The sequence below is a fragment of the Streptomyces sp. NPDC056480 genome, assembly GCF_042795405.1.
GTDB lineage: Bacteria > Actinomycetota > Actinomycetes > Streptomycetales > Streptomycetaceae > Streptomyces.
The window spans coordinates 1-23,993 of record NZ_JBHTSA010000002.1; the positions used below are offsets into that span (position 1 = coordinate 1).

The 23,993-nt window shown below is 72.7% G+C and carries 20 protein-coding genes and 1 pseudogene; 12 read left to right on the top strand and 9 right to left on the bottom strand.

Annotated features, from left to right (window positions below):
- Positions 1–277 precede the first annotated feature (277 nt).
- Positions 278–1,495 carry a CapA family protein gene (locus tag ACFQ79_RS01495; RefSeq protein WP_383578762.1) on the top strand — a complete coding sequence of 406 codons (1,218 nt, stop codon included), beginning with the start codon at positions 278–280 and terminating at the stop codon, positions 1,493–1,495.
- A gap of 63 nt (positions 1,496–1,558) precedes the next feature.
- Positions 1,559–1,612, top strand: a pseudogene (locus ACFQ79_RS01500) (hypothetical protein); the annotation flags it as partial.
- Here ACFQ79_RS01500 and ACFQ79_RS01505 read toward each other — a convergent pair.
- Positions 1,596–2,057: a universal stress protein gene (locus ACFQ79_RS01505; protein WP_383578764.1), complete on the bottom strand. Its 462-nt coding sequence runs from the start codon at positions 2,055–2,057 to the stop codon at positions 1,596–1,598. The pseudogene ACFQ79_RS01500 and the gene ACFQ79_RS01505 overlap by 17 nt on opposite strands.
- 105 nt (positions 2,058–2,162) lie before the next feature.
- Between ACFQ79_RS01505 and ACFQ79_RS01510 the strand changes: the two genes are divergently transcribed.
- Positions 2,163–3,017, top strand: coding sequence for a polysaccharide deacetylase family protein (locus ACFQ79_RS01510; RefSeq protein ID WP_383578766.1), 855 nt, complete (start codon positions 2,163–2,165; stop codon positions 3,015–3,017).
- A 130-nt stretch (positions 3,018–3,147) separates the two neighbouring features.
- On the opposite strand, the gene ACFQ79_RS01515 is transcribed toward ACFQ79_RS01510, so the two are convergent.
- Positions 3,148–3,807, bottom strand: a complete 660-nt coding sequence (locus ACFQ79_RS01515) for a class F sortase (RefSeq protein WP_383578768.1) — start codon at positions 3,805–3,807, stop codon at positions 3,148–3,150.
- A gap of 424 nt (positions 3,808–4,231) precedes the next feature.
- Here ACFQ79_RS01515 and ACFQ79_RS01520 point away from each other — a divergent pair, with 424 nt between their 5' ends.
- On the top strand, positions 4,232–4,750 hold the full coding sequence (locus tag ACFQ79_RS01520; RefSeq protein WP_355967728.1) for a hypothetical protein: 519 nt from the start codon (positions 4,232–4,234) through the stop codon (positions 4,748–4,750).
- Positions 4,751–4,868: 118 nt separating this feature from the next.
- Here the strand turns inward: ACFQ79_RS01520 and ACFQ79_RS01525 are convergent, their stop codons facing one another.
- The 3 genes from ACFQ79_RS01525 to ACFQ79_RS01535 form a co-directional block, all read right to left on the bottom strand.
- Positions 4,869–5,426 (bottom strand): hypothetical protein, encoded by a 558-nt coding sequence (locus ACFQ79_RS01525; RefSeq protein WP_383578770.1) that lies wholly within the window; start codon positions 5,424–5,426, stop codon positions 4,869–4,871.
- 168 nt (positions 5,427–5,594) lie between these two features.
- A complete protein-coding gene (locus ACFQ79_RS01530) occupies positions 5,595–6,359 on the bottom strand; it encodes a hypothetical protein (protein ID WP_383578772.1) in 765 nt (254 codons plus the stop codon).
- An 18-nt stretch (positions 6,360–6,377) separates the two neighbouring features.
- Entirely contained in the window at positions 6,378–6,920 is a 543-nt protein-coding gene (locus ACFQ79_RS01535) for a hypothetical protein (protein WP_383578774.1), read from the bottom strand.
- An 830-nt stretch (positions 6,921–7,750) separates the two neighbouring features.
- On the opposite strand from ACFQ79_RS01535, the gene ACFQ79_RS01540 reads away from it, so the two are divergent.
- Both ACFQ79_RS01540 and ACFQ79_RS01545 read left to right on the top strand, forming a co-directional pair.
- Entirely contained in the window at positions 7,751–8,563 is an 813-nt protein-coding gene (locus tag ACFQ79_RS01540; protein WP_383578776.1) for an SAM-dependent methyltransferase, read from the top strand.
- A complete protein-coding gene (locus ACFQ79_RS01545) occupies positions 8,560–10,725 on the top strand; it encodes a putative bifunctional diguanylate cyclase/phosphodiesterase (protein WP_383578778.1) in 2,166 nt (721 codons plus the stop codon). The genes ACFQ79_RS01540 and ACFQ79_RS01545 overlap by 4 nt, the downstream gene beginning before the upstream one ends.
- Before the next feature lie 140 nt (positions 10,726–10,865).
- On the opposite strand, the gene ACFQ79_RS01550 is transcribed toward ACFQ79_RS01545, so the two are convergent.
- Both ACFQ79_RS01550 and ACFQ79_RS01555 read right to left on the bottom strand, forming a co-directional pair.
- On the bottom strand, positions 10,866–13,040 hold the full coding sequence (locus ACFQ79_RS01550) for a hypothetical protein (RefSeq protein ID WP_383578780.1): 2,175 nt from the start codon (positions 13,038–13,040) through the stop codon (positions 10,866–10,868).
- 130 nt (positions 13,041–13,170) lie between these two features.
- A complete protein-coding gene (locus tag ACFQ79_RS01555; protein WP_383578782.1) occupies positions 13,171–14,082 on the bottom strand; it encodes a LysR family transcriptional regulator in 912 nt (303 codons plus the stop codon).
- 97 nt (positions 14,083–14,179) lie between these two features.
- Between ACFQ79_RS01555 and ACFQ79_RS01560 the strand changes: the two genes are divergently transcribed.
- The 5 genes from ACFQ79_RS01560 (at position 14,180) to ACFQ79_RS01580 (ending at position 19,135) form a co-directional block, all read left to right on the top strand.
- Positions 14,180–14,905 carry a succinate dehydrogenase gene (locus ACFQ79_RS01560; RefSeq protein ID WP_383578784.1) on the top strand — a complete coding sequence of 242 codons (726 nt, stop codon included), beginning with the start codon at positions 14,180–14,182 and terminating at the stop codon, positions 14,903–14,905.
- A 1-nt stretch (position 14,906) separates the two neighbouring features.
- Positions 14,907–16,853 (top strand): fumarate reductase/succinate dehydrogenase flavoprotein subunit, encoded by a 1,947-nt coding sequence (locus tag ACFQ79_RS01565; RefSeq protein WP_383578786.1) that lies wholly within the window; start codon positions 14,907–14,909, stop codon positions 16,851–16,853.
- Positions 16,850–17,599 carry a succinate dehydrogenase/fumarate reductase iron-sulfur subunit gene (locus tag ACFQ79_RS01570; protein WP_383578788.1) on the top strand — a complete coding sequence of 250 codons (750 nt, stop codon included), beginning with the start codon at positions 16,850–16,852 and terminating at the stop codon, positions 17,597–17,599. The genes ACFQ79_RS01565 and ACFQ79_RS01570 overlap by 4 nt, the downstream gene beginning before the upstream one ends.
- A gap of 292 nt (positions 17,600–17,891) precedes the next feature.
- Entirely contained in the window at positions 17,892–18,284 is a 393-nt protein-coding gene (locus ACFQ79_RS01575; RefSeq protein WP_187621270.1) for a tyrosinase cofactor, read from the top strand.
- Between the two features lie 23 nt (positions 18,285–18,307).
- Complete coding sequence (locus ACFQ79_RS01580) at positions 18,308–19,135, top strand: tyrosinase family protein (RefSeq protein WP_073904704.1); 828 nt, start codon at positions 18,308–18,310, stop codon at positions 19,133–19,135.
- Between the two features lie 155 nt (positions 19,136–19,290).
- Here the strand turns inward: ACFQ79_RS01580 and ACFQ79_RS01585 are convergent, their stop codons facing one another.
- Positions 19,291–21,651, bottom strand: coding sequence for an ATP-binding cassette domain-containing protein (locus ACFQ79_RS01585; RefSeq protein WP_383578790.1), 2,361 nt, complete (start codon positions 21,649–21,651; stop codon positions 19,291–19,293).
- A 99-nt stretch (positions 21,652–21,750) separates the two neighbouring features.
- Here ACFQ79_RS01585 and ACFQ79_RS01590 point away from each other — a divergent pair, with 99 nt between their 5' ends.
- Complete coding sequence (locus ACFQ79_RS01590; RefSeq protein ID WP_383578792.1) at positions 21,751–22,878, top strand: PP2C family protein-serine/threonine phosphatase; 1,128 nt, start codon at positions 21,751–21,753, stop codon at positions 22,876–22,878.
- A gap of 51 nt (positions 22,879–22,929) precedes the next feature.
- Here ACFQ79_RS01590 and ACFQ79_RS01595 read toward each other — a convergent pair whose 3' ends face one another.
- Positions 22,930–23,964 (bottom strand): LLM class flavin-dependent oxidoreductase, encoded by a 1,035-nt coding sequence (locus ACFQ79_RS01595; protein WP_383578794.1) that lies wholly within the window; start codon positions 23,962–23,964, stop codon positions 22,930–22,932.
- Between the last annotated feature and the right edge of the window lie 29 nt (positions 23,965–23,993).

Genomic DNA, 23,993 nt, shown 5'->3' on the forward strand with positions numbered 1-23,993 from the left:
GCCGTGGTCATGCTCCCCGCCTCTCCTGCGGCTCGTCGTCCGGGGCGTATCGCAACCCATTCGGACGGTGAGGGACAGGGAACGGACACCGGTCTGCGACGAACGGTCGCACCGAGCGGCGAATGGTACGGCGAGCGGTCAGGAGGCGGCCGACCGGAGTCGCTGCGTCCGTTTCAGCGGGGTTCTCACGCCCTGCGGCCCTGACCCTTGACTGCGGCTTTCTCGCGAGATCAATTCATATGAAGAAATGTTCATCCCATGAATCGGGCGGGCCGACATGACCTCACGCACCAGACCCGCGGGTGCGGTGGCGCTCGCCGCCGTCCTGCTCGCGGCGGCGACCGGTTGCACCGACGAGAGCGGCCCGGCCGGGGGAGCACCCAGCCCCGAGGCGAGTAGCGGTCGGCCCGGATCCGCACGGCCGGCCGTGCCGTCCGCCGCGCCCGGCGGGGCGTCCGCGCCCACCGGATTCACCCTCGTCGCCTCAGGAGACGTCCTTCCGCACGACTCGATCATCCGCCGCGCGGCCGAGGACGCGGGCGGGGACGGCTACGACTTCACGCCGATGCTCTCCGGTGTGAAGTCCGTCGTCTCCCGGGCCGACCTGGCCATCTGCCATATGGAGACCGTGTACGGGCAGGAGGGCGGGCCCTACACCGGCTACCCCGCCTTCAAGTCGCCGCCCGAGGTCGCCGCCGCGCTCAAGGCCACCGGATACGACTCCTGCTCCACCGCCTCCAACCACACCCTCGACGACGGAGCGGCGGGCCTCGGCCGCACCCTCGACGCCCTGGACCGGGCCGGTGTCCGCCACGCCGGCTCGGCCCGCACGGCCGAGGAGGCGGCGAAGCCCACACTGCTCGAGGCGGGCGGCGCCACCGTGGCCCAGCTGGCCTACACGTACGACACCAACGGCTATCCGATGCCCGAGGGGCAGCCCTGGGCCGTGCGGATGCTCGACGAGCAGCAGGTGATCGCCGACGCCCGCGCCGCCCGTGCGGCCGGCGCCGACGTGGTCGTGGTCAGCGTCCACTGGGGTACCGAGTGGCAGACCGAACCCGACGAGCGGCAGCTCGCGCTCGGCCGGGCCCTCACCGCCTCGCAGAGCGGCGGCCGCCCCGACATCGACCTGATCATCGGAACGCACGCCCATGTCCCGCAGGCGTACGAGAAGGTCAACGGCACCTGGATCGTCTACGGGATGGGCGACCAGATCGCCGGGGACATGATCAACCACGAGGGCGCCCACGACCCCCGCGGCAACCAGGGCAGCATCGGCCGCTTCACCTTCGGCCCGCCCAGGACGCCCGGCGGGCGCTGGGAGGTCACCAAGGCCGAGTTCGTGCCCCAGTGGTTCGACACCGGACGCGGCCGGGTGGTCAACCTCGGCGCCGCCGACGGGACCGACCCGCGGCTCACCGAGATCCGGGACGCCGTCCGGAAGGTGGTGCTCAGCCGCGGCGCGGCCGAGGACGGCCTGGTGATGGGCAGGTAGCCCGCCACCCGTCGCAGCAGCCGGTCAGGGTGCGCGGCGGGCGGTCACGGCAGTGACGGGCCTGGCGCGGCGCCCCTGGTCGCGGCGGCGGCCGGGCCGGTCACGGCACGACGGTGACCGGCCAGCGGCCCGCCTTCACGAGCCGGACGGCCACCGAGCCCACGAAGCGGTGACCGGCCGACTCGGAGGCGCCCACCACCACGGCGTCCGCCGTCAGCTCCTCCGCCGCCTGGACCAGGCCCGCGTAGGCGTCGCCGCGGAAGGTGTGGAACTCCCACCGCATCCGCCAGAGGTCCTTCACGCGCTCGGCGGAGGTACGGATCTCCGCGACCAGCTCCTGGGCGATCTCCTCGGTGGTTCCCACCGTCGGCGCGCCCATGGCGGCCCCCGCGGTGATCACCGGCTGCACGTAGACGAGCGCGAGCAGGGCGTTCTGCCGCCGTGCGAGCCCGGCCGCGTACGCCGCCGCGCGCAGCGAGGAGTCGGAGCCGTCGACTCCCGCCATGATCACTTTCGGGCCGTCGGTACCGCGTTCGAACCGATCGGGCTGCTGTTCGCTCACCCTTCGAGGTTATCGGCTCATCGGGTGCTTTCGGTGGGGCGGTCGGTGTCGATGAGCCGCGCGGACCCTCATCCGTATGAACCATTAGTCATGAAAAAGGATCAGATGCCCACGGGGCGTCGCGCGGTGCTGCGACTGGCCGCCGCGCTCGGGGCCACCGCCACCGTCGGAGTCATCGCGGCCGACCGGCTCGCGGCACCCGAACGGACCGGCGGGACCGCCGCGCCTCCCGCCCCGCCGGGCCGGGGAGCGGGCCCCGCCGCCGGCCCGCAGGCGCAGGCCGCCCGGCTGCGCCCCACCGCGTACCGCCTCCAGCCGATGACCGCGTACGCGCCCCCGGCGTACCGACGGGCCGTGCCGCCGGTCCGGCAGCGCCCCTTCCTCAGCATGTCCGGGGTCGGCCGCTCGATGGTGCTCAGCTTCGACGACGGCCCGGACCCCCGCTACACCCCGGGCATCCTGGAGACCCTGCGCCGCCACGACTGCCGGGCCATGTTCTTCGTCTGCGGCGAGATGGCGGCCGAGAACCCGGACCTGCTGCGGGAGATGGCCGCGGACGGGCACGTCGTCGGCAACCACTCCTGGTCGCATCCCCTCATCCCCAAGCTGAGGCCCTCCCGCATCCGCGACGAGCTCGGCTCCACCAGCGAGGTCGTCGAACGGACCCTGGGGAACGCCCCGCTCTGGTACCGCGCGCCCTACGGGGCCTGGAACCGGCACTCCTTCGAGATCGGGGCCGAGCTCGGCATGGAGCCGCTCGCCTGGACCGTCGACACCCTGGACTGGAAGGAACCCGGCGCCGACACCATCGTCCGCCGGGTCCTCGACGGTGCCGCGCCCGGCGCCGTCGTCCTCTCCCACGACGCCGGCGGCGACCGCGCCCAGAGCGTGACCGCGCTCCGCCGTTATCTGCCCGAACTCCTCGACGCGGGCTACCACATCACCGTCCCCCGGCGCTGACCACGGCGGTACGGGCGGCGCGTGCGCGGTACGGGCTCCGGCACGGGAAGGGGGCCCAGCACGGGAAGGGGCCCCGGCACGGGAAAGGGCCCCGGCGCCACCAGGTGCCGGGGCCCTTCGCCGTGCCCCGCTAGCGGGAGCCGATCATCCGCGCGTACACCACGACGTTCCCGTCGTAGCCACGCGCCCGCGTGTAGCCGCCGCCGCAGGTGATGACCCGGAGCTCGGGCTCGCCCGTGTCGGCGTACACCTGCACGCCCGGGAAGTTGTCCTTCGAGTACACCTCGAGCCCGTAGATCTCGAAGACCGCGATCCGGCCGTCGTACCGCTCGACCTCGATGTGCTGGCCCTTCTCCAGGGAGCCCAGGCCGTAGAAGACCGCCGGTCCCTGGGCGTTGTCGACATGGCCGACGACCACGGCGGTGCCGCGCTGGCCTGGGGAGATGCCGTTCTGGTACCAGCCGGCGAGGTTGGCGTCCTGGGGCGGCGGGGCCGCCACCCAGCCGTCCGGGTCCAGACCCACGTCCATGATCGGGGCCGCGACCTGGATCGCCGGGATCCTGATCCGGGAGGCGGGGGCGAAGGGCAGCGGTTCCAGACCCTCGGTCGCCCCGTCCGGCGGGGTGACCGGGCGCGCCACCGGACGGGCCGCCGCGGCGGGCTGCGGAGGCCCGTCCGCGAGGTCCACGCCGTTGCGCATCATCGCGATCCCGGACAGCATGGCGAGGGTCAGGACGCCCCAGGGGCGGCGTCTCCTGCGCTGGAAGACGCGGAAGTCCTTCGGGGGCATGGTTCTCCCTTCGTGGCGTCGTCAGAACGGTAAAGCCGACCTGACGGACCGTCGCGCCGGACGGAGCGAACGGGTGGGGGCCGCCGCCGGACGGGTGTCGGAGCCGCGGATACGGGTGCGCCGGCGGCCCCCTCGACCCCGCGCGCCCGGGGGCGGCGCGGAGCGTGCTCCGGGCGCCGGGCGGCCGTCGGGCGGGTGACACCGGGCTGACCCATCCGAGTAATCGTCAGATAACCAGCCCACTCGGCCCTGACCTGCGGTTCCTCCTCCTTCGAAGCCCTGATTCCGGGCGTGTCGCCTCACCGGGGTGGACCAGTGCCGAAATGCGCGGCTCGCTCCGACTTGTGATGGTTCGTCATGGAAGGCGTACTCGTCGACACTCCCGGAGCACCGCTTTGGGGCGTCTTCCACTGGAGGTTCAACCATGCGTGCAGCACGCACTCTGGCGGTGACCGCCACCGCGATCGCGGCGGTCGGCCTCGCGGCCCCCCTTGCCGCCGCCACCTACGGTCCGGGCAACGTCGTCAGCGGTGGCTCCAACAACACCCCGAGCAACGTCACCGTCAGCCCCTTCGAGGTCCACCCGGGGTCGACGCTCACGATCACCGCCAGGGGCTGCAACCGTGGCGGCACGGTCACGTCCAACGCCTTCCCGGACGCCACCCTCTCGGGTGGCAACGGCGTCTCCACCGCCGTCGCCCGCGTCTACAACAACGCCACTCCCGGCAACTACAACCTGGCTGTCAGGTGCAACGGCGGCTCCAACGTGGTCACGGAGCCGTTCCGGGTCCTCCCGGGCCGCGGCGCCCAGGGCGGCCTCGGCGGCTCGCTGGCTCCCAGCTCCACGGAGATGGCCGTCGGCGGCAGCCTGGTCGCCGCCGCCGCGCTCGGCGGCGGGCTCTTCATCGTCCGTCGTCGCCGTATGACCGGTGCGGGGGTCTGACCGGTCGAACCTCCCGGTCGGCCCGCTCCGCCCGTCGCCCCCGAGTCCCTGCCGGGACCCGGGGGCGACGGGCGTCCGCGACGCCGGGCACCGACACCGGACCGGTCACGACGGCCGCTCAGTGACGACGGGCCGAGCCGGAGCGGCGACGCACCACGTACACGCCGCCGACGGTCGCGGCGAGCACGAGGGCGCCTCCGGCGGCCAGTTGGAGCGGTTCGAAGCCGCCCGCCGAACCGCCCAGACCACCCTGCACACCACGCGGGGGAGTGAGGATGGTGGAGCTGATGGTCGGGGTGGCGGTGGGAGTGCCGCTGATCGTCAGCGTCGTGGTGTCCGAGATCCCGCCGGTGCAGTTGAACGACACCGTGTACACGGCGCCGCGTCGCGCGTCCAGGTCCACCGTGGCGATGGCCGCGGAGCCCGGCGCGATGGTGACGGTGTCGAAGATGCCGGCCGAGGCCGTCGCCGTACTGGCGCAGCCGGGGGCGCTCAGCGTCACCCGGCCGCCCGGGGCGACGACCGAGGGCGACACGACGAAATCGCCCGGTGCCTTGGCCCGTGCCGCTCGCGGGTTCGGTGCGGGAGCACCGTCCGCCGCGACGGCGGTGGGGGCGGCCAGGGCGAGGGCGGCCGCCCCCAGCAGGGCAGTGGACGCGGCACGTATCGCGCGCATGGTGAATCCTCCGGGTCCCGAGGGGCAGCCGCGGAAAGGGGGTTTCCGCGAAAGACCGTGCGTACACCTCGTTGTCCGGAACGCTAGAAGCGCACTACCACAGCCGCGAGCGCAGACGTGCGAATGGGGCACGCATGTCCCCCGAGTGGCTCATCCGGCCGTGTCGCCTCACGGTGTGAGCTGCGGGAACAGATCGGTGAACGGCGCGGCGGTGGCCGAGATGCCCCGGCCGAACGGCGCGTCGAAGTCCCAGATGAGGAACAGCAGGAAGGCGATCAGCACGCTGAAGAGTCCGGCGAGCAGCAGTTCGCGCCCGGTTCTGCGGATCTGCAGGGTGAAGATCAGTCCGACCGTCACCAGGGCGCCGATGATCAGGCCGAACCACACCACCCCCGGCATGGTCGCCCCCGCGTTCTGCCCCCGGGCTCCCCGGGCGTCGTCGGCCACCGCCACCTGGTCGACCAGCGGCTGGTAGGCCTGCCCCTCGAAGTCGTCGGCCGGCCGGTAGTCGGTGACGCTGCGCCGCACCTTCTCCAGGAGCGCGGTGCCCTCCTCGCTCAGCTCGCCGTTCTCCGCCATGTACGTCCACTCGTCGTCGACGACGTAGCGGACGTACGCGTCGACGTCGGCCCGGATGCGCTCGCGGACCGCCTGCGGGTACACCTCGACGCGGGCCGAGATCTCGTGCATCGCCTGCGCCTCCTGCCGCACGGTCTCCTGGGCGGCGCCGCGGGCCTCCCAGACGCCGGCGATGGCGAGGCCGAGGACGATCGCGTAGATCACGCCGATCATCATCGTCATGTACTCGATGACGTCCGGGGTCTCGCTCGGGTCGTCGTCCTCGGGGATCCGGCGGTGGTTGATGACGACGATCGTGAGGACGACGGCGCACGCGGCGGCCATCGCAAGGGTGAGAACAAGCCATTCAGACATGGATTCCTCTTGTGGGATTCAGAGGGGCGGAGAGGCAGGGGGCAGAGAGGCGGACGGGGCGTCGGAGTCGTCGGGGCCGCGGGTCACTTGGACCGGGGGCGCAGGATCGCGGTCGCGAGCACCGCGGGCGCGGTGATCATGAGGGTCGCCGTGACGACGGAGGTGCCGCTCTTCGGCTGGGGGCGCGAGACGCGCCGGTAGTGGGGCAATGCCACGGGGCCGGGCGCCGGGGGCCGGGGGCGCACGGTGGGCGGCGGCGTCGGGCTCGGGCTCGGCGGGGGCGGCGCGGGCGGGGCGGGCGCGGGCTCCGGCGGCCTCGTGGCCGGAGGCGCGGGGGGCGGTGGCGCCGGGCGGGGAGCCGGCCTGGTGGACGGTGGCTTCGGCGCGGGCCGGGGCGGAGGAGGGGTCGGCCGTGGAGGCGGCTCCGGCTTCGGTGACGGCGTGGGCGTCGGGGAGGGAGAGGGGGACGGCGGTTCGGGCGTCGGCGTCGGCGTGGGAGAAGGCGTCGGCGTCGGGGAAGGCGTGGGAGTCGGCGTCGGCGTGGGCGTGGGGGACGGGCACGGCGGGGGCGGCTCGGTCGGGCAGGGCTTCGGGTGGTGGTGATGGCCGTGCCCCTTTCCCTTGCCCTTCCCTGGGCTGCCGTGGCCGTGGCCGTGGCCGTGGCCGTCGCTGTGGCCGTGACCGTCGCCGGCGATCGCCACCGCGACGTGGGAACCGCCCGGGCCTGTCGAGGCGTAGGCGCAGGCGTCCGCGGCGGCGGGCACGGGAGTGGTGAGAAGCCACACGAGTGCGAGGGCCGCCAGCGACCGCGCGAGGAGTGATCCGTACAGAGACACGCCGTCGAGCTTGATCACAGGCGCGGCGCGCCGGGGCGGAATCGAGCGGGATTCGCCGGATGGAGCGGATCTCGGGGCGCGGTGGTTTGACGTTTCGCCTCGGCCGAAGTCGGCCGGGGCGGCGCGGCGGGGCTCAATGCCCGGGTATCGCCGGGCAGATGGATTCCGGAAGACGGCGGACCGGGTCCGTTCCGGCCTCGGATCGATAACTGTCCGGTTGTCGCCCTGTCGGACGGGAAGGAGAACGGGGCATCCTGCACCGGCGACCAGACGCCTCCGACGGCAACAACCGAGGTACGGGCGGGGCCTGGGCGTCCGGCGCGGGGAGCCGCACTCGGCCCAGGAGCCGACGCACACTCATATGCACGTGAATTTGCACAGCCTGAAGGCGTGAACTCTTCGTTCCCAAGAGCACGTGCCAATGGCGTGTGACCAAGAACGGACCGCGAATTTCCGTTTCTACTCGCTCTCTCGGCGGGCGATCAGTAGCCTCACCTCGAACACCGGCCGCGAACACATGGCCGCATCCCCCATGGCGACTTGTTGGAGACATTGATGGAGCGTCCCGCCTGGGCTCCGCCTGGTATCGACATTTCGGTGCCGAGCGTGTCCCGTATGTACGACTTCTATCTGGGCGGCTCGCACAATTTCGAAGTGGACCGGGAAGCGGCGCGCAAGGCCATGGAGTTCATGCCTGGCCTGCCCAAGATCATGCAGGCGAACCGTGCCTTCATGCGGCGCGCAGTCCGCCACGCCGTTGACAACGACGTCACCCAGTTCCTGGACATCGGCTCCGGCATACCCACCTTCGGCAACGTGCACGAGGTCGCCCGGACCGCCGACCCCGCGGCCCGGGTCGTCTACGTCGACCACGACCCGGTCGCCGTGGCCCACAGCCGCGCCGTCCTGGAGGGCGACGAGGGTGCCGCGGTCGTCGCCGCGGACCTGCGCAAGCCGGCCGACATCCTCTACAGCCCCGAGGTGTCCCGACTCCTCGACCTGGAGCGGCCGGTGGCCCTGCTCCTCGTCGCCGTCCTGCACTTCCTGGAGGACCAGGACCGGCCGTACGAGGCCGTCACCGAACTGCTCGACGCCCTCGCGCCCGGCAGCCTCCTGGTGCTCACCCACGCCTCGTACGAGGGCATCCCGCTCTCCGAGGAGCAGGCCGGCGGCACCGTCGGGGTCTACCGGAACATCCGCAACCCGCTGGTGATGCGCTCCGGCGCCCAGATCACCCGCTTCTTCGAGGGCACCGAACTGATCGAGCCCGGCCTCGTCCCGATGCCCCACTGGCGTCCGGACAGTCCGGTCGAGGAGGAGGATCCCTACGCCTTCTCCGGGTTCGCAGGGGTGGGGCGCAAGGCGTGAAGGTCCCGTCTCAGCCGTCCGGCGGCGTTGCCGAAGCCGACGGCCCGGAGGACAGACTCAGGCGGTTCGTCACCATCTGGAGCCGTGCCATCTTCCCGGTGACCGCCACCTCGCTGACGCGTGCCGAGTTCGAGGTCCACCTGCTGCCGCTGGCCCGCACCCTGTACGACGCGCTGCACGCCCGGCCGTTCGACACGGCCCCGGCCCAGCGCACCGGCGCGGAGCTCGTCGCCGCCCACTGCACCGACCCGGACGCCCTCGGCCGCAGCCTCGGGGTCGTGGACTCGTACCTGGTGCTCTACTGCGGTACGGAGTCGGAGCTACCCGCCGAGGAGCTCAGGGCGCGCTGCTCCCGGCTCCAGCACGCGATGGCCACCGGCTACGCCCAGGCCCTGCGCGAGCGGACCCGGGCCGAGCAGGAGGCCATCGCGCGCTCCGCGCTCTCCGCCCGCAGCGCCGCCGAGATCGCGCTGCACGCCACCGAGAGCCGCTTCCGGGCGGTCTTCGACGGGGCGGCGATCGGCATCGGCATCGCCGACCTCGACGGCAACGTCCTGGAGGTCAACGAGACCCTCACCCGCATGTTCGGCGGAATGGAGGGGCCGCTGCGCAGCCGGAACGTCAGCGAGTGGGTCCACCCGGAGGACGGCCCGCACGTCTGGAAGCTGTACGACGAGCTGGTCCGCGGCGACCGTGAGCACTACCGGGTCGAGAAGCCGTACTACCGCGGCGACGGAACGGTTCTCTGGACCAACCTCACCGTCTCGCTGCTCCGCGACGCCGAGGGCAACCCCCAGTACCAGCTGGCCCTCATGGAGGACACCACCGAGCGGCGCCTGCTCCATCTGCGCCTGCGGTACGAGGCCACCCACGACGCGCTGACGGGGCTGCCCAACCGGACCCTGTTCTTCGAGCGTCTGGAGAAGGCCCTCGCGCCCGGCGACAACGCCCGCTTCGGCCTCTGCTACCTGGACCTCGACGGCTTCAAGGTCATCAACGACAGCCTCGGCCACTCCACCGGCGACCGGCTCCTCGTCGAGGTCGCCGACCGGCTGCAGAGCTGCGTCACCGGGTCCGGCGAGATGGTGGCCCGGCTCGGCGGCGACGAGTTCGTCGCCCTCACCACCGGCGCCGCCGGCGAACAGGACGTCACCGAACTCGCCGACCGCATCCTCGCCGCCCTCGCCACCCCCCTCCGCATCGACGGCCGCGAACTGACCGTCCGCGGCAGCCTCGGCGTCGTCGAGGGTCCGGCAGGCGAACGCACCCCCGCCGAGGTGCTGCGGAGCGCCGACATCACCATGTACCGGGCCAAGTCCGCCGGCGGCAACCGCTTCGAGCTCGCCGACCCGGAGGCCGACGCCCGCGCCATCACCCGGCACGGCCTCACCACGGCCCTGCCGACCGCGCTGGAACGCGGCGAGTTCTTCATCGAGTACCAGCCGCTCGTCCACCTCGACGACGGCAGTGTGCACGGAGCGGAGGCGCTCGTGCGGTGGTGCCACCCGCAGCACGGAGTGCTCGGCCCCGACCGGTTCATCCCGCTCGCCGAGGACACCGGGCTCATCGTGCCGCTCGGCCGCTGGGTGCTCCAGGAGGCCGTGCGCCAGGCCCGCTTCTGGCAGGCCCGGCACGCCGACGGCGGGCCGCTGCGGATCAACGTGAACCTCTCCCCGACGCAGCTCCACCACCCGCGTCTGGTCGCCGACACCGTCGACGTCCTGGAACGGTCCGGGCTCGAACCGGGCGCGCTCTGCCTGGAGGTGACCGAGTCCGCGCTGATCGGCGCGGACGAGGACCTGCTCAAGCCGCTGCGGCAGCTCGCCGAGATGGGCGTGGACATCGCGCTCGACGACTTCGGCACCGGCTACTCGAACCTGGCCAATCTGCGCCGGCTGCCGGTGAGCGTCCTCAAGCTCGACCGCTCCTTCACCCGGGGCATGCAGCAGCATCCCGTGGACCCGGTCGACCTCAAGATCGTCGAGGGGATCGTCTCGCTGGCGCACAGCCTGGAACTCGCCGTCACCGTCGAGGGCGTCGAGACCGGAGCCCAGGCCCGCCAGCTCCGCGACCTCGGCTGCGACACGGCCCAGGGCTGGTACTACGCCCGCCCCGGCGCCCCGGACCGCATCCACGCGCTGCTCCTGGCGGACGCGGTCTGAGACCTGACCTACGGAACCGGCCTCCCCGCGTGCAGCGGGGAGGCCGGGAAGAGGTACGGGGGAGGAAAGCGGAGAGGCTATTTCAAGGAGTGGGTAGAAGGAAGCCTCTCCATGGCCTCGCCCCGAAAGGACCGTAGCACTCAGGCGGGCAGCAGGTCGCGCAGATTCTCCGGGGTGAACACCCGGGAGCCGGGGGCGAGCCCGTCCGGGCGCTCCAGACCGATGTACGTGACCGGGCCGTCCGGGACGGTCCGGCCGTCCCACAGCGTCGTCTCCGCCCCCGACTCCTCCATCAGGGACACCAGATGACGCATGGTCAGGTGAGTGCGTCCGAGCAGGGCCCGCATCACGACCGAGATCGTCACCCGGTGCCCCTCGACCTGGTTCGCCGAAGGCGCCCCCCGCAGGTACAGGTGCAGCCAGTGCGCGTGCCAGCGTCCCTCGTCGTCCCGGCGGAAGGCGAGCGGCAGCGCCACCTTGCCGGGGCCCCGCAGGTCCGACTTCATCCGCACCGTACGCGGCTCGAACGGCCGGCCCCGCTGCTCGGACGCCCGCAGCATGAAGCCGAAGAAGCCCTCCGCCACCTCGTCGAAGCGCTCTCCCGAGAAGACGTACACCTGCGGCACGATGAACGCGCCCCGAACCGCGCCGAGCCGCAGATCGATGAACTCCGAAGCCCCGTCCGGGGCTTCGGTGATGTCACCCGAGTGCCGGCCCTCGACGTCGGTCAGGGCCGTGTACGACAGCCAGGTCACGGTCCGGTAGTCCGCGTCGAGGACGAGTGCGGACAGATCGAGGTCGGTCGTACGCCGCGCCTCCCGCCAGTACATGAAGAAGCGCAGCAGCTCGCCCTCGACCGGCGACACCGAGCCGCGCGGCAGCACGCCGAGCCCCGCCGAGGCCGCCCGGCCGCTCAACGGCAGGGCCACGTCCAGGACGTCCGGGTCGATCAACAGACGTCCAGGAGACGGGAGTCGGCGCCGGGTCTCGGCGTCGAGCACGGCGAGGAGCCGCTCGCGGTCGGCGTCCTCCAGGGGCGGACGCGTGTCGTCGGCGACCCAGGCCGAGCCCTCCCGGTTCACGAACACCCTGCGCGCGCCGCTTCCGCCCGCGCGGTTCTGGACGTGCTCGCGCACCGACAGGACGACCCGGCCCGCCACCTCCGGCGCGGCCCGCTCGACGGCCGCGAGGACCGCCTCCCGCTCCTTGCCGTCCGCCGCGATGCGCAGCAGCCGGTCCAGGGCGCGGAACAGCCGCCCCGGCGCGTGCGAGGCCAGCAGCTCCGCCGCCCCCGCGACATCGCCCCGCGCGAGCAGCTCCTCCACGCGGCTGTCGAACGACGGCGCCCGACGCTCGCCCCGGGCGACGGCGAACACCTGGGCGGCGTGCGGCCAGTGCGGGTACTCGTGGGGGTGCAGGCGCTCCCCGAGGCGCTTCCACGCCTCCCCGTGCGCGGACACGTCCGACAGCTTCGCCGGGGACGCGGCCACCACCGTGTCGAGCCCCGCGAGCAGGGCACGGCGGTGCGGACGGGACAACGCGCGGAAGCGGGTGGGCTCGCGCAGGGTGACATCGCCGTCCGCGAGGGCGCACGCCAGCCGCAGGACGTCGGTCACGGTGTCGAGCAGCGGTGCGGCTCCCATCCGCAGGCGGGCGTGGTTGACGACGGCGCGGTTCTCCCGGACCGTGATCGTCCCGGGCTGGGGGCCGTCCGCGCAGTGCTCGGCGAGCACGGCGAGATCCCGCAGATGCTCCTCGCCGAGCGGGGTCGTGCTGCCGGCCAGGGCCAGATAGAGCGCGGTGACCTCGGTGTCCGCGTCCGCGCCGAGGTGCAGCACCGTCAGCCGGTCACCGGCCGAGGCGATCAGCTCGTCGTGGACGGTGAGCATCTCCTCGTACGTGTGCCGGTAGCGGCCGTAGGAGGGGAGGGTCAGGAGGTCGAGGACGCCGGCGCTCAGCTGCTCGACCGTACGCGCGTGGGCGTCGCCGTCGGCGAGCGCCTCGGCCACGCACCACCTCCAGAAGTCGAGCGTGTCCGGCACGTTGTCCGGGAAGTCGACGAAGTAGACGTTGTGCCGGACGTGGTCGCCGACGAGCTCACGGACGGTCGCGAGGGTGCGGACGGCGGTCTCGACGACGGTCGGTCCGGCCAGCCCCGACAGGCGCTCGACCAGTTCGCCCGACAGTTTGAACCCCGCGGTCATCAGGGCCGCGTCGAACCTGCGCGTGGCGGCGGCCCCGTCCCCGGCCGGACCGGCGGGGCAGGGGAGACGGTGGGCGTGCCGGACGACCAGGTGCTCGAGCGCGTGGACCATGAGGGCATGCTCGCAGTCGCCGTAGCTCTGTCGCACACGGATTTACGGGGGTGCGGGAGGTGTGCCAGGCGCGGGAGGGGTGACGGGGGAGGGGCGTGGGAGGAGCGACGGGGGTCGATCGACGGCGCCCTCAGACGGTGCTCACCGCCCGGTCCGGGCCGCCCCGCCGCGAGGCCAGCAGCATCCGCTGGAGCTCCCGCGCCGCCCGCGGCGGTGCGACGTCGCTCCGGTGTGCCAGCGCGATGGTCCGGCGCAGGCCGGGCCGGGCCAGGGCGGTCACGCGGAGGTCCCGGCCCGCCCGCGCCGCCACCATCGCGGGGACGACCGCGAGCCCGAGCCCGGCCCGTACGAAACCGAGGACCGCGTCCAGTTCACCGCCCTCGACGGTGAACGTCGGCTCGAAGCCCTCCGCCCGGCAGGCGGCCACGGTGAGTTCCCGCAGGTCGTAGCCGTGCCGGAACATCACGAGCGGCTGGTCCCGCAGGTCGGTGATCCGCACCGGACGGCGCGGCGCCGGAGCCGAGGCCGAGGAGACGACCACCAGGTCCTCCCGGAGCAGCTCCACCGTCGTCAGGGCCGGTGACGGGCTCGGCAGCGGCAGCACGACCAGCGCCAGGTCGAGGGCCCCGCGGGCCAGCTCCCGGACGAGATCGTGCGAGCCGCCCTCCTCGATGAGGAGCTCGATCCCCGGGTGCAGGTCGTGGAAGGCGCGCAGCACGTCCGGCAGCAGCCCCGTGCAGAGGCTCGGGGTCGCACCGAGCCGGACCCGGCCCCGCTTCAGCTGGGCCAGCTCCTGCACCTCGATCCGGGCCGTCTCCGTGTCGGCGAGGATCCGGCGCGCGAGCGGCAGCAGGGCCTCGCCCGCGTCGGTGAGCGTGATGTTCCCCCGGGCGCGGCTGAACAGCTCGGCGCCCAACTCCTGTTCCAGGGCCTTGATCTGCTGGGAGAGCGAGGGCTGCGAGACATGGACGCGCTCGGCGGCCCGGGTGAAGTGACGGGTCTCGGCCACGGCGACGAAGTAGAGGAGCTGCTGGAACTGCATGGTCACCAGCGTAGGCGACATTCATAGGGTGGGCCTATCGAGATCAGCCGGACCATGTCTTGGACCTCTCGGGCCCTTCGGCCCTAGCGTCGTGTGCATGGCTCTGGCACCCACGAGGGACCGGACGACGGGCCGCCCGCCGTCCCCCACACCGTCACGCGGATTCCTGTCATCGACCCTCGGCAAGAAGACGGTCATGGCAGTCAGCGGGCTGCTCATGCTCGGCTATCTCGTCGCCCATGTCGCCGGCAACCTGAAGGTCTTCTTCGGCCCCGAGGAGTTCAACGCCTACGGGCACTGGCTGCGGGTCATGGGCGCCCCCGTCCTGCACCACGAGTGGGCCCTCTGGATCGTACGGATCGTGCTCCTCGCGGCCGTGGTGGCCCACGCCGTCTCCGCGTACCAGCTCAGCCGGCGCGACGTGAGGGCCCGCCCCACCGCGTACGTCCACCGCCGCAAGCGCTCCTCGTACGCCACCCGCACCATGCGCTGGGGCGGGATCATCCTGGCCCTCTTCATCGTCTGGCACGTCCTCGACCTGACCACCGGCACCGTCCACCCCGGCGGCTTCGAGGAGGGCAAGCCCTACCAGAACGTCGTCGACACCTTCTCCACCTGGTACGGCAACGTCATCTACATCGTCGCCATGCTCGCCGTCGGCCTCCACGTGCGGCACGGCTTCTGGAGCGCCGCCCAGACCCTCGGGGTCGGCAGCGCCCGCCGCGAGCGCCTGCTGCGAGGCCTCGCCAACGCCCTCGCGCTCGTCCTGACCGCGGGCTTCATCTCCGTCCCCGTCGCCGTCATGACCGGAGTGGTGAGCTGACATGAGCTTCCTCGACTTCACGACCGGAGAGCCGGTCGCCGACGACAAGGCCCCTTCGGGGCCCGTCGCCGAGCGCTGGGACACCCGGCGCTTCCAGGCCAGGCTGGTCAACCCCGCCAACCGCCGCAAGCACCGCGTCATCGTGGTCGGCACCGGCCTCGCCGGCGGCTCGGCGGGCGCCACCCTCGCCGAACAGGGCTACCACGTCGTCCAGTTCTGCTTCCAGGACTCGCCGCGCCGGGCCCACTCCATCGCCGCCCAGGGCGGCATCAACGCCGCCAAGAACTACCGGAACGACGGCGACTCGATCCACCGCCTCTTCTACGACACCGTCAAGGGCGGCGACTTCCGCGCCCGCGAGTCCAACGTCCACCGGCTCGCCCAGATCTCCGTCGAGATCATCGACCAGTGCGTCGCCCAGGGCGTCCCCTTCGCCCGCGAGTACGGCGGACTCCTGGACACCCGCTCCTTCGGCGGCGTCCAGGTCTCCCGCACCTTCTACGCCCGCGGCCAGACCGGCCAGCAGCTCCTGCTCGGCGCCTACCAGGCGCTGTCCCGGCAGATCGCCGCCGGAAGCGTCGAGATGCACGCCCGTACGGAGATGCTCGATCTGGTCGTCGTCGACGGGCGGGCCCGCGGCATCGTCGCCCGTGACCTGATCACCGGCGAGATCTCCACCCACTACGCGGACGCGGTGGTCCTCGCCAGCGGGGGCTACGGCAACGTCTTCTACCTGTCGACGAACGCCATGAACTCCAACGCCACCGCCGTCTGGCGGGCCCACCGGCGCGGCGCGTACTTCGCCAACCCCTGCTTCACCCAGATCCACCCCACCTGCATCCCGCGCACCGGCGACCACCAGTCCAAGCTGACCCTGATGAGCGAGTCGCTCCGCAACGACGGCCGCATCTGGGTTCCCAAGGCCAAGGGCGACACCCGCGCCGCGGCCGACATCCCCGAGGACGAGCGCGACTACTACCTGGAGCGCATCTACCCCTCCTTCGGCAACCTCGTCCCGCGTGACATCGCCTCCCGCGCCGCGAAGAACGTCTGCGACGAGGGCCGCGGCGTCGGCCCCGGCGGACAGGGCGTCTACCTCGACTTCGCCGACGCGATCCGCCGCATGGGCCGGGCCGCCGTCGAGGAGAAGTACGGGAACCTCTTCGACATGTACGCGCGGATCACCGCCGAGAACCCGTACGAGGTCCCCATGCGGATCTACCCCGCCGTCCACTACACGATGGGCGGACTCTGGGTCGACTACGACCTCCAGACCACCGTCCCCGGGCTCTTCGCCATCGGCGAGGCCAACTTCTCCGACCACGGCGCCAACCGGCTCGGCGCCTCCGCCCTCATGCAGGGCCTCGCCGACGGCTACTTCGTCCTGCCGGCCACCATCAACGACTACCTCGCCCGGCACCCCCACGCGGAGCCCGTCACCGACGAGCACCCGGCCGTGCGGGAGGTGCTCGCCGAGACCGAGGACCGGCTGAACCTCCTCCTCGCCGTCGACGGCGACCGCACCCCCGACTCCTTCCACCGCGAGCTCGGCGAACTCATGTGGGAGTACTGCGGGATGGCCCGTACGGAAGCGGGCCTGCGGACCGCGCTGGCCCGCATCCCGGAGATCCGCGAGGAGTTCTGGAGCCGGATCAAGGTCCCGGGAACGGGGCTGGAGTTCAACCAGTCGCTCGAGAAGGCCAACCGCGTCGTCGACTACCTGGAGCTCGCCGAGCTCATGTGCCTCGACGCGCTCCACCGCGCCGAGTCCTGCGGCGGCCACTTCCGCGAGGAGTCCCAGACGCCCGACGGCGAAGCCGCCCGTCACGACGAGGAGTTCGCGTACGCCGCGGCCTGGGAGTTCGGCGGCACCGGCACGGCCCCGGTCCTCCACAAGGAGGACCTCACCTTCGAGTACGTCCACCCCACCCAGCGGAGCTACGCATGAGGCTCACCCTGCGCGTCTGGCGCCAGCGGAACGCCGACACCCCCGGCGCGATGTCCACCTACGACGTGGACGGGATCTCCGCCGACATGTCGTTCCTGGAGATGCTCGACACCCTCAACGAGGACCTCATCCTGCGGGGCGAGGACCCCGTGGCCTTCGACCACGACTGCCGCGAGGGGATCTGCGGCGCGTGCAGCCTCGTCATCAACGGCGACGCGCACGGGCCGGAGCGGACCACGACCTGCCAGCTCCACATGCGGTCCTTCGACGACGGCGACACCATCGACGTCGAGCCCTGGCGGGCCTCCGCCTTCCCCGTCGTCAAGGACCTGGTCGTCGACCGCTCCGCCTTCGACCGGGTCATCCAGGCCGGCGGCTACATCTCCGCCCCCACGGGCTCGGCCCCCGAGGCGCACGCGACCCCCGTCCCCAAGGCGGACGCGGACTCCGCCTTCGAGCACGCCGAGTGCATCGGCTGCGGCGCGTGCGTGGCGGCCTGTCCCAACGGTTCGGCGATGCTCTTCACCTCCGCCAAGGTCAACCACCTGAACGTGCTGCCGCAGGGCTCCCCGGAGCGCGAGACCCGGGTCCTCGACATGGTGGCCCAGATGGACGCCGAGGGCTTCGGCGGCTGCACCCTGACGGGCGAGTGCGCGACGGCCTGCCCCAAGGGCATCCCGCTGCCCTCGATCTCCGCCATGAACAAGGAGTGGCTGCGGGCGCAGCGGAAGACGGCCCGCGGCTGAGGCCGGATCAGGACAGTCTCGGGGCGTGGGCTCCACCACATGGCGCACCCCGAATCGAAAGATCATTCACGAAACGATCACTTTCTCCGTAAGATCTTCGCTTCGGGGTGCTGTCGACCGTTCGAACAGCAAGATCAACTCCGTTCAACTCTGTACATTTCATGGCAAGTTGTCCACATCGCAGCCAACCGGCTCCCGGCGATTTCCGCCCCGCCCCCACCCCCGGGTACTGATGAGCACTGCCGGGGGCATATGACCAAACCCCCGGTCGCACAGACCATTTGGGGGTTTCATGTCCAGCATCACCCGCCGCCGGGTTCTCGGCGTCGCGGCCGGAGCCGCAGGGGCCGCCGCGGGCCTCGCCCTGGCCGGTTCCGCCGTGGCCGACGGGCCCCGGGCCGCCGCTCCCGCGGCCGGCCCGGCCCCGGCGTCGTTCGACGAGGTCTACCAGGGCCGCCGCATCCAGGGCGGGCCCGCGCACGGCGGAGGCCACCACGGGGGGCACCACGGAGGGGGCTACTCCGTGACGATCGACGGCGAGGAACTGCACGTCATGCAGAACGCCGACGGCACCTGGATCAGCGTGATCAACCACTACGAGCCCGTCGCCACGCCCAAGTCGCTGGCCCGCGCGGCCGTCCGCGAACTCCAGGGCGCCCCGCTCGTACCCCTCACCCTCGGCTGATCGATCCAGGAGCGGCACCCGTCATGACCGTACGCAAGAACCAGGCCTCCCTCACCGCCGACGAGAAGCGGCGCTTCGTCAACGCCGTCCTGGAGCTCAAGCGCTCCGGGCGGTACGACACCTTCGTCACCACGCACAACGCCTTCATCATGAGCGACACCGACAACGGCGACCGCGTCGGCCACCGCTCGCCCTCGTTCCTGCCCTGGCACCGGCGCTTCCTCATAGAGTTCGAGCAGGCGCTGCAGTCCGTCGACCCGACGGTCAACCTCCCCTACTGGGACTGGACGGCCGACCGCACCTCCCGCTCCTCGCTCTGGGCGCCCGACTTCCTCGGCGGCACCGGGCGCGCCCGTGACGGCCAGGTGCTCGACGGCGCGTTCGCCCGCAGCGGCAACCGCTGGACGATCACCGTCCGCGTCGACGGCCGCGACTACCTGCGGCGCGACCTCGGCGCGGGCGGCCGCCAGCTCCCCACCCGCGCCGAGGTGGACTCCGTGCTCGCCATGGAGACCTACGACACGGCCCCGTGGAACAGCTCGTCCGACGGCTTCCGCAACCACCTCGAAGGGTGGCGCGGGGTGAACCTCCACAACCGGGTCCACGTCTGGGTCGGCGGCCAGATGGGCACCGGGGTCTCCCCGAACGACCCCGTGTTCTGGCTGCACCACGCCTTCATCGACAAGCTGTGGGCCGACTGGCAGGCCCGCCACCCGCGGTCCCCGTACCTGCCGGCCGCGGGCACCGCGAACGTCGTCGACCTCGGCGACACCATGCGCCCGTGGAACGACGTGACCCCGGCGGACATGCTCGACCACACCCGCCACTACACCTTCGACACGGCGGCCTGACCCACCGGACCGGGGCTCGGCTCCGTGGGGTCCGATCCCGCGGGCCGGGGCTCGGCTCCGGCAGCCCCGATCCCGCGGACCGAGGCTCGGGCCCGGCAGGCCGACCCCGCCGGACAGGACCCCGGCTCCGTGGGTCCGATCCCGCCGGACGGACCTCAGCTCCGTCCGGCGGGCCCCAGGGCCCGGAGCAGATACGGCGCGGTGCGGCTCTCCGCCGCCCGCGCCACCCGGTCCGGGGGACCCGCGGCCACGATCCGACCGCCCTCGTCGCCGCCGCCGGGCCCGAGGTCGACCACCCAGTCCGCGGTGGCGACCACGTCCATGTCGTGCTCGACGACGACCACCGAGTGCCCGGCGTCCACGAGGCCGTGGAGCTGCCGCATCAGGACCTCGACGTCCGCCGGATGCAGGCCCGTCGTCGGCTCGTCCAGGACGTACAGCGTGGGGGAGCGGTGCGGCCGCTGGAGTTCGGACGCGAGCTTGATGCGCTGGGCCTCGCCCCCGGACAGCTCCGTCGCGGGCTGCCCGAGCCGCAGATAGCCGAGGCCCACGTCGAGCAGGGTGCGCAGGCTCCGGGCGGCGGCGGGCGTGTCCGCGAAGAACACGGCGGCGGACTCGACGGTGAGATCGAGGACCTCGGCGATGGTGAGGCCCCGCAGCCGCACTTGGAGGGTCTCGGGGTTGTAGCGGGCGCCGTGGCAGTCGGGGCAGGGCGCGTACGTACTGGGCAGGAAGAGCAGCTCGACGGAGACGAAACCCTCGCCCTGGCAGGTCTCGCACCGGCCGCCGGGCACGTTGAACGAGAAGCGGCCCGCCTTGTAGCCGCGCGCCCGCGCCTCCCCGGTCTCCGTGAACAGCTTGCGCACCACGTCGAACAGGCCCGTGTACGTGGCCAGGTTGGACCGCGGGGTGCGCCCGATCGGCCGCTGGTCCACCGTCACCAGGCGCCCCACTCCGGAGAGTTCCTCGGTCAGCGCGCCCACGAGCGTCGACTTGCCCGAGCCCGAGACGCCGGTGACCGCCGTCAGCACCCCGACGGGGAAGGCCGCGTCGACCGACCGCAGATTGTGCCGGGACACCGGCCCCGTCCGCAGCCACCCGGCCGGTGCGCGCACCGCCCGCTCGGGCCCGGGCCGGCGACCGAAGAGGAAACGGCGGGTCGCGGACGCCTCGACGTCCGCGAGTCCACCCGGCGGTCCGCTGTGCAGGACCCGCCCGCCGTGCACCCCGGCGAGCGGTCCGACGTCCACGAGCCAGTCGGCGTGCCGGATCACGTCCAGGTGGTGCTCGACGACGAAGACGGAGTTCCCGGCGGCCTTGAGCCGGTCGAGCACCACGAGCAGGGCCTCCGTGTCGGCCGGGTGCAGCCCCGCGGAGGGCTCGTCCAGGACGTACACCACACCGAAGAGCCCCGAGCGCAGCTGGGTGGCGAGCCGCAGCCGCTGGAGCTCGCCGTTGGAGAGGGTGGGGGTGGCACGGTCCAGACTGAGATAGCCGAGGCCGAGCTCGGTCACGGTCGCGATCCGGGCGACGAGGTCCTCGGTCAGGACGCGCGCGGTCTCCCCGTCCTCCGCCGCCGCGGCGGAGAGGAGCCCGGCCAGCGACGTCAGCGGCAGCGACGCCAGGTCGGCGATGGTCCGGCCGGCGAACGTCACCGCGAGCGCCTCCGGACGCAGCCGCCCGCCGCCGCAGACCGGGCAGGGCGCGCTGGTGAGGAAGCGCTCGGCCTTCGCCCGCAGCGTCGGGCTCTTCGAGTCGGAGAAGGTCCGCAGGACGTAGCGCCGGGCGCTCATGTACGTCCCCTGGTAAGGGCGTTGGATGCGGTCCGCGTCCCGTACCGGATGGACCGTGACGACCGGCTGCTCCTCCGTGAAGAGGATCCACTCCCGGTCCTTCGCGTCGAGCTCGCGCCACGGCAGGTCGACGTCGTACCCGAGCGTGTCGAGGACGTCCCGCAGGTTCTTTCCCTGCCACGCACCCGGCCAGGCCGCGATGGCACCCTGACGGATCGACAGATCGGGTTCGGGCACGAGGAGTTCCTCGCTCGTGTCGTGGACGCGGCCGAGGCCGTGACACGAAGGGCAGGCGCCCGCAGCCGTGTTGGGGGAGAAGGCGTCGGAGTCGAGCCGCTCCGCGCCCTCCGGATAGCGGCCCGCCCGGGAGAACAGCATGCGGAGCGAGTTGGAGAGGGTGGTGACCGTGCCGACGGACGAGCGGGCGTTCGGGGAGGACCGGCGCTGCTCCAGGGAGACCGCCGGCGGGAGCCCGGTGATCTCACCGACCGCGGGCGCCCCCACCTGATGGATCAGCCGCCGCGCGTACGGCGCCACCGACTCGAAGTAGCGCCGCTGGGCCTCCGCGTAGATCGTGCCGAAGGCCAGGGACGACTTGCCGGACCCGGAGACCCCGGTGAAGACGACGAGCGCGTCGCGGGGGACGTCGACGTCCACCCCGGCGAGGTTGTGCTCACGGGCGCCTCGGACGCGGACGTACGGATCATGGTGGCTTTCGGGCATAACGTGATTTTATCCGGCGAACCCGGAGACCCCTCGCTCGCAGGGGGCCCGGGGCGCCCGCATACTGGGAGTGGCCCAGCTCCCTCCCTGGAGGGCCGCATGGACGATCGTTCAGGTGGTGCCCCGGGCATGCCGCCCGGCGGAACCCGCTCCGGCAGCGCCGGGCAACTCGCCCGCGCCCTGCCCTCTCTGTTCCTGGCGATGGGGGTGGCCTTCCAGCTCAGCACCCCGCGAGAGCTGACCGGGACCCCGTTCTTCGCCTCGGCTCCGCTGATCTCGGCGCCGCTCTTCGCCTGGTGGGCTCCCGTCCTGTTCGGTGGCGCGGGACTGCTGGCCATCACCGTGCTCTACGCGATCACCGGGCACATGGGTGGCATCACCGCGCTCCACGGTCTGGTGACCGAACTGGCGACCCTGGTCTTCGTCACGGCGATCGCCGTCTTCCTCAACCGCGTCGTCCGCCGTGACCGGAACCGCCTGGCCTCCGCCCGCGGCGTCGCCGAGACCGCGCAGCGGGCCGTGCTGCCGGCGCCCGAGCACCGCCTGGGAGCGCTGAGGTCCGGCGCCCGCTACGAGGCCGCCCAGGAGGACACCCTCATCGGCGGGGACCTCTACGCCGCCCGTTCCACCCCGCACGGGGTACGCCTCCTCATCGGCGACGTCCGCGGCAAGGGGCTCGGGGCCATCGAGACGGTCTCCGTGATCCTCGGTGCCTTCTGGGAGGCGGCGGACCGGGAACCGTCCCTGCACGGGGTGGCGGACAGCCTGGAGCGCGCTCTGACCCGCGAGGGCAGCCGCCGCACGGGCATCGACGACACGGAGGGCTTCGCCACGTGCGCCTTCGTGGAGATCCCGCCGGGGGACGAGGAGCTGCGCGTCCTGAACCGGGGGCACCCCGAGCCGCTCCTGCTCCGCGGAGACGGGACGGTCGTCCCGCTGAAGCCCCGGGCCTTCTCCCTCCCGCTGGGGCTCGGGGAACTCTCCCCCGGGCCGGGCGAGATGACGGCGCGCCCGTTCCCGCCGGGGTCCACCCTGCTGCTCTACACGGACGGCCTGTCGGAGGCACGGAACACGGCGGGCGTCTTCTACGACCCGGCCGTCCGGCTGAACGGCCGGACCTTCGCCTCGCCGGACCGCCTCCTCGACGTCCTCGTGGCCGACGTGTACCGATTCACCGGAGGCGTACGCTCCGACGACATGGCGCTGCTGGCCGTCCGCCGCCCCTGAGCCGAACGGGCCGCCGCACCGGCGTCCCATCGACGGCTCGCACCCACGCCGTCACGCCGGGAGCGGCGGCCGCGCCCCCGGGGTGAGGCCGACCGCCCTCGCGAGCCTCCGGTACGACTCGCTCAGCGCCGTCCTGTCGTACGTGCTCGTGGTGACCAGCACCTCCTGCGCGCCGGTCTCCTTCACCGCCCCCTCCAGCGCCTCGGCCACCTGCTCCTCCGTGCCGTACACATGACCGCCCAGTCCCGACTCGTAGAAACCGCGCTGCTTCTCCGTCATCGTGAGCCCCTCGATCGCCTCGGGCGCGACGAGCGGCGGGAACACGCCCCGCGTCCGGGAGTGGGCGAGCGACCAGGCCTCCGGCATCAGCAGCCGCCGGGCCTCCGCCTCCGTCCCGGCCACCGCGACCGTCCCGGCGACCACCACGTACGGCTCGGCGGACCACGAGGACGGACGGAACGCGGAGCGGTACGTCTCGACGGCGGCGAGCAGCCGGTCCCTGCCGCGGAGATCGCCGATGACCAGCGGCAGTCCGGCCGCCGCGGCGATCGACGCGCCCTCGCCGGTCGCCAGGACGAAGGGCGGCACCCGCAGGCCCTCCGCGGGCCGGGCGTGCACCTGCGGGTGGGCGGTCTGCTCGCCGGTGAACCAGCCGAGCAGCTCGCCGAGCTGCTCCCCGAAGCGGTCGGCGTCGTCCTTGTCCCGCCCGAGCGCCCGGCGGATGCCGTCGGTGAAGCCGACCGAGCGGCCGACGCCCATGTCGATCCGGCCCGGGAAGAGGGACTCCAGGACGCCGAACTGCTCGGCCACGACCATGGGCTGGTGGTTGGGGAGCATCACCCCGCCCGTACCCACCCGGATGCCCGTCGTGGCGGCGGCCACGGCGGCCGCGAGGATCGTCGGCGCGGAACCGGCGACCCCGGGCACGCTGTGGTGCTCCGACACCCAGAAGCGGTGGTAGCCGAGGGCCTCCACCTCCTGGGCGAGGCGCACGGTGTCGCGCAGCGCCTGCGGGGCGTCCTCGCCCTCCCGGGTGCGGGAGCGGTCGAGGACGGAGAAGCGGATGTCGCCGGGAAAGATGCTCACAAGGGGTTCAACGCTCGGGACGGGGAGGG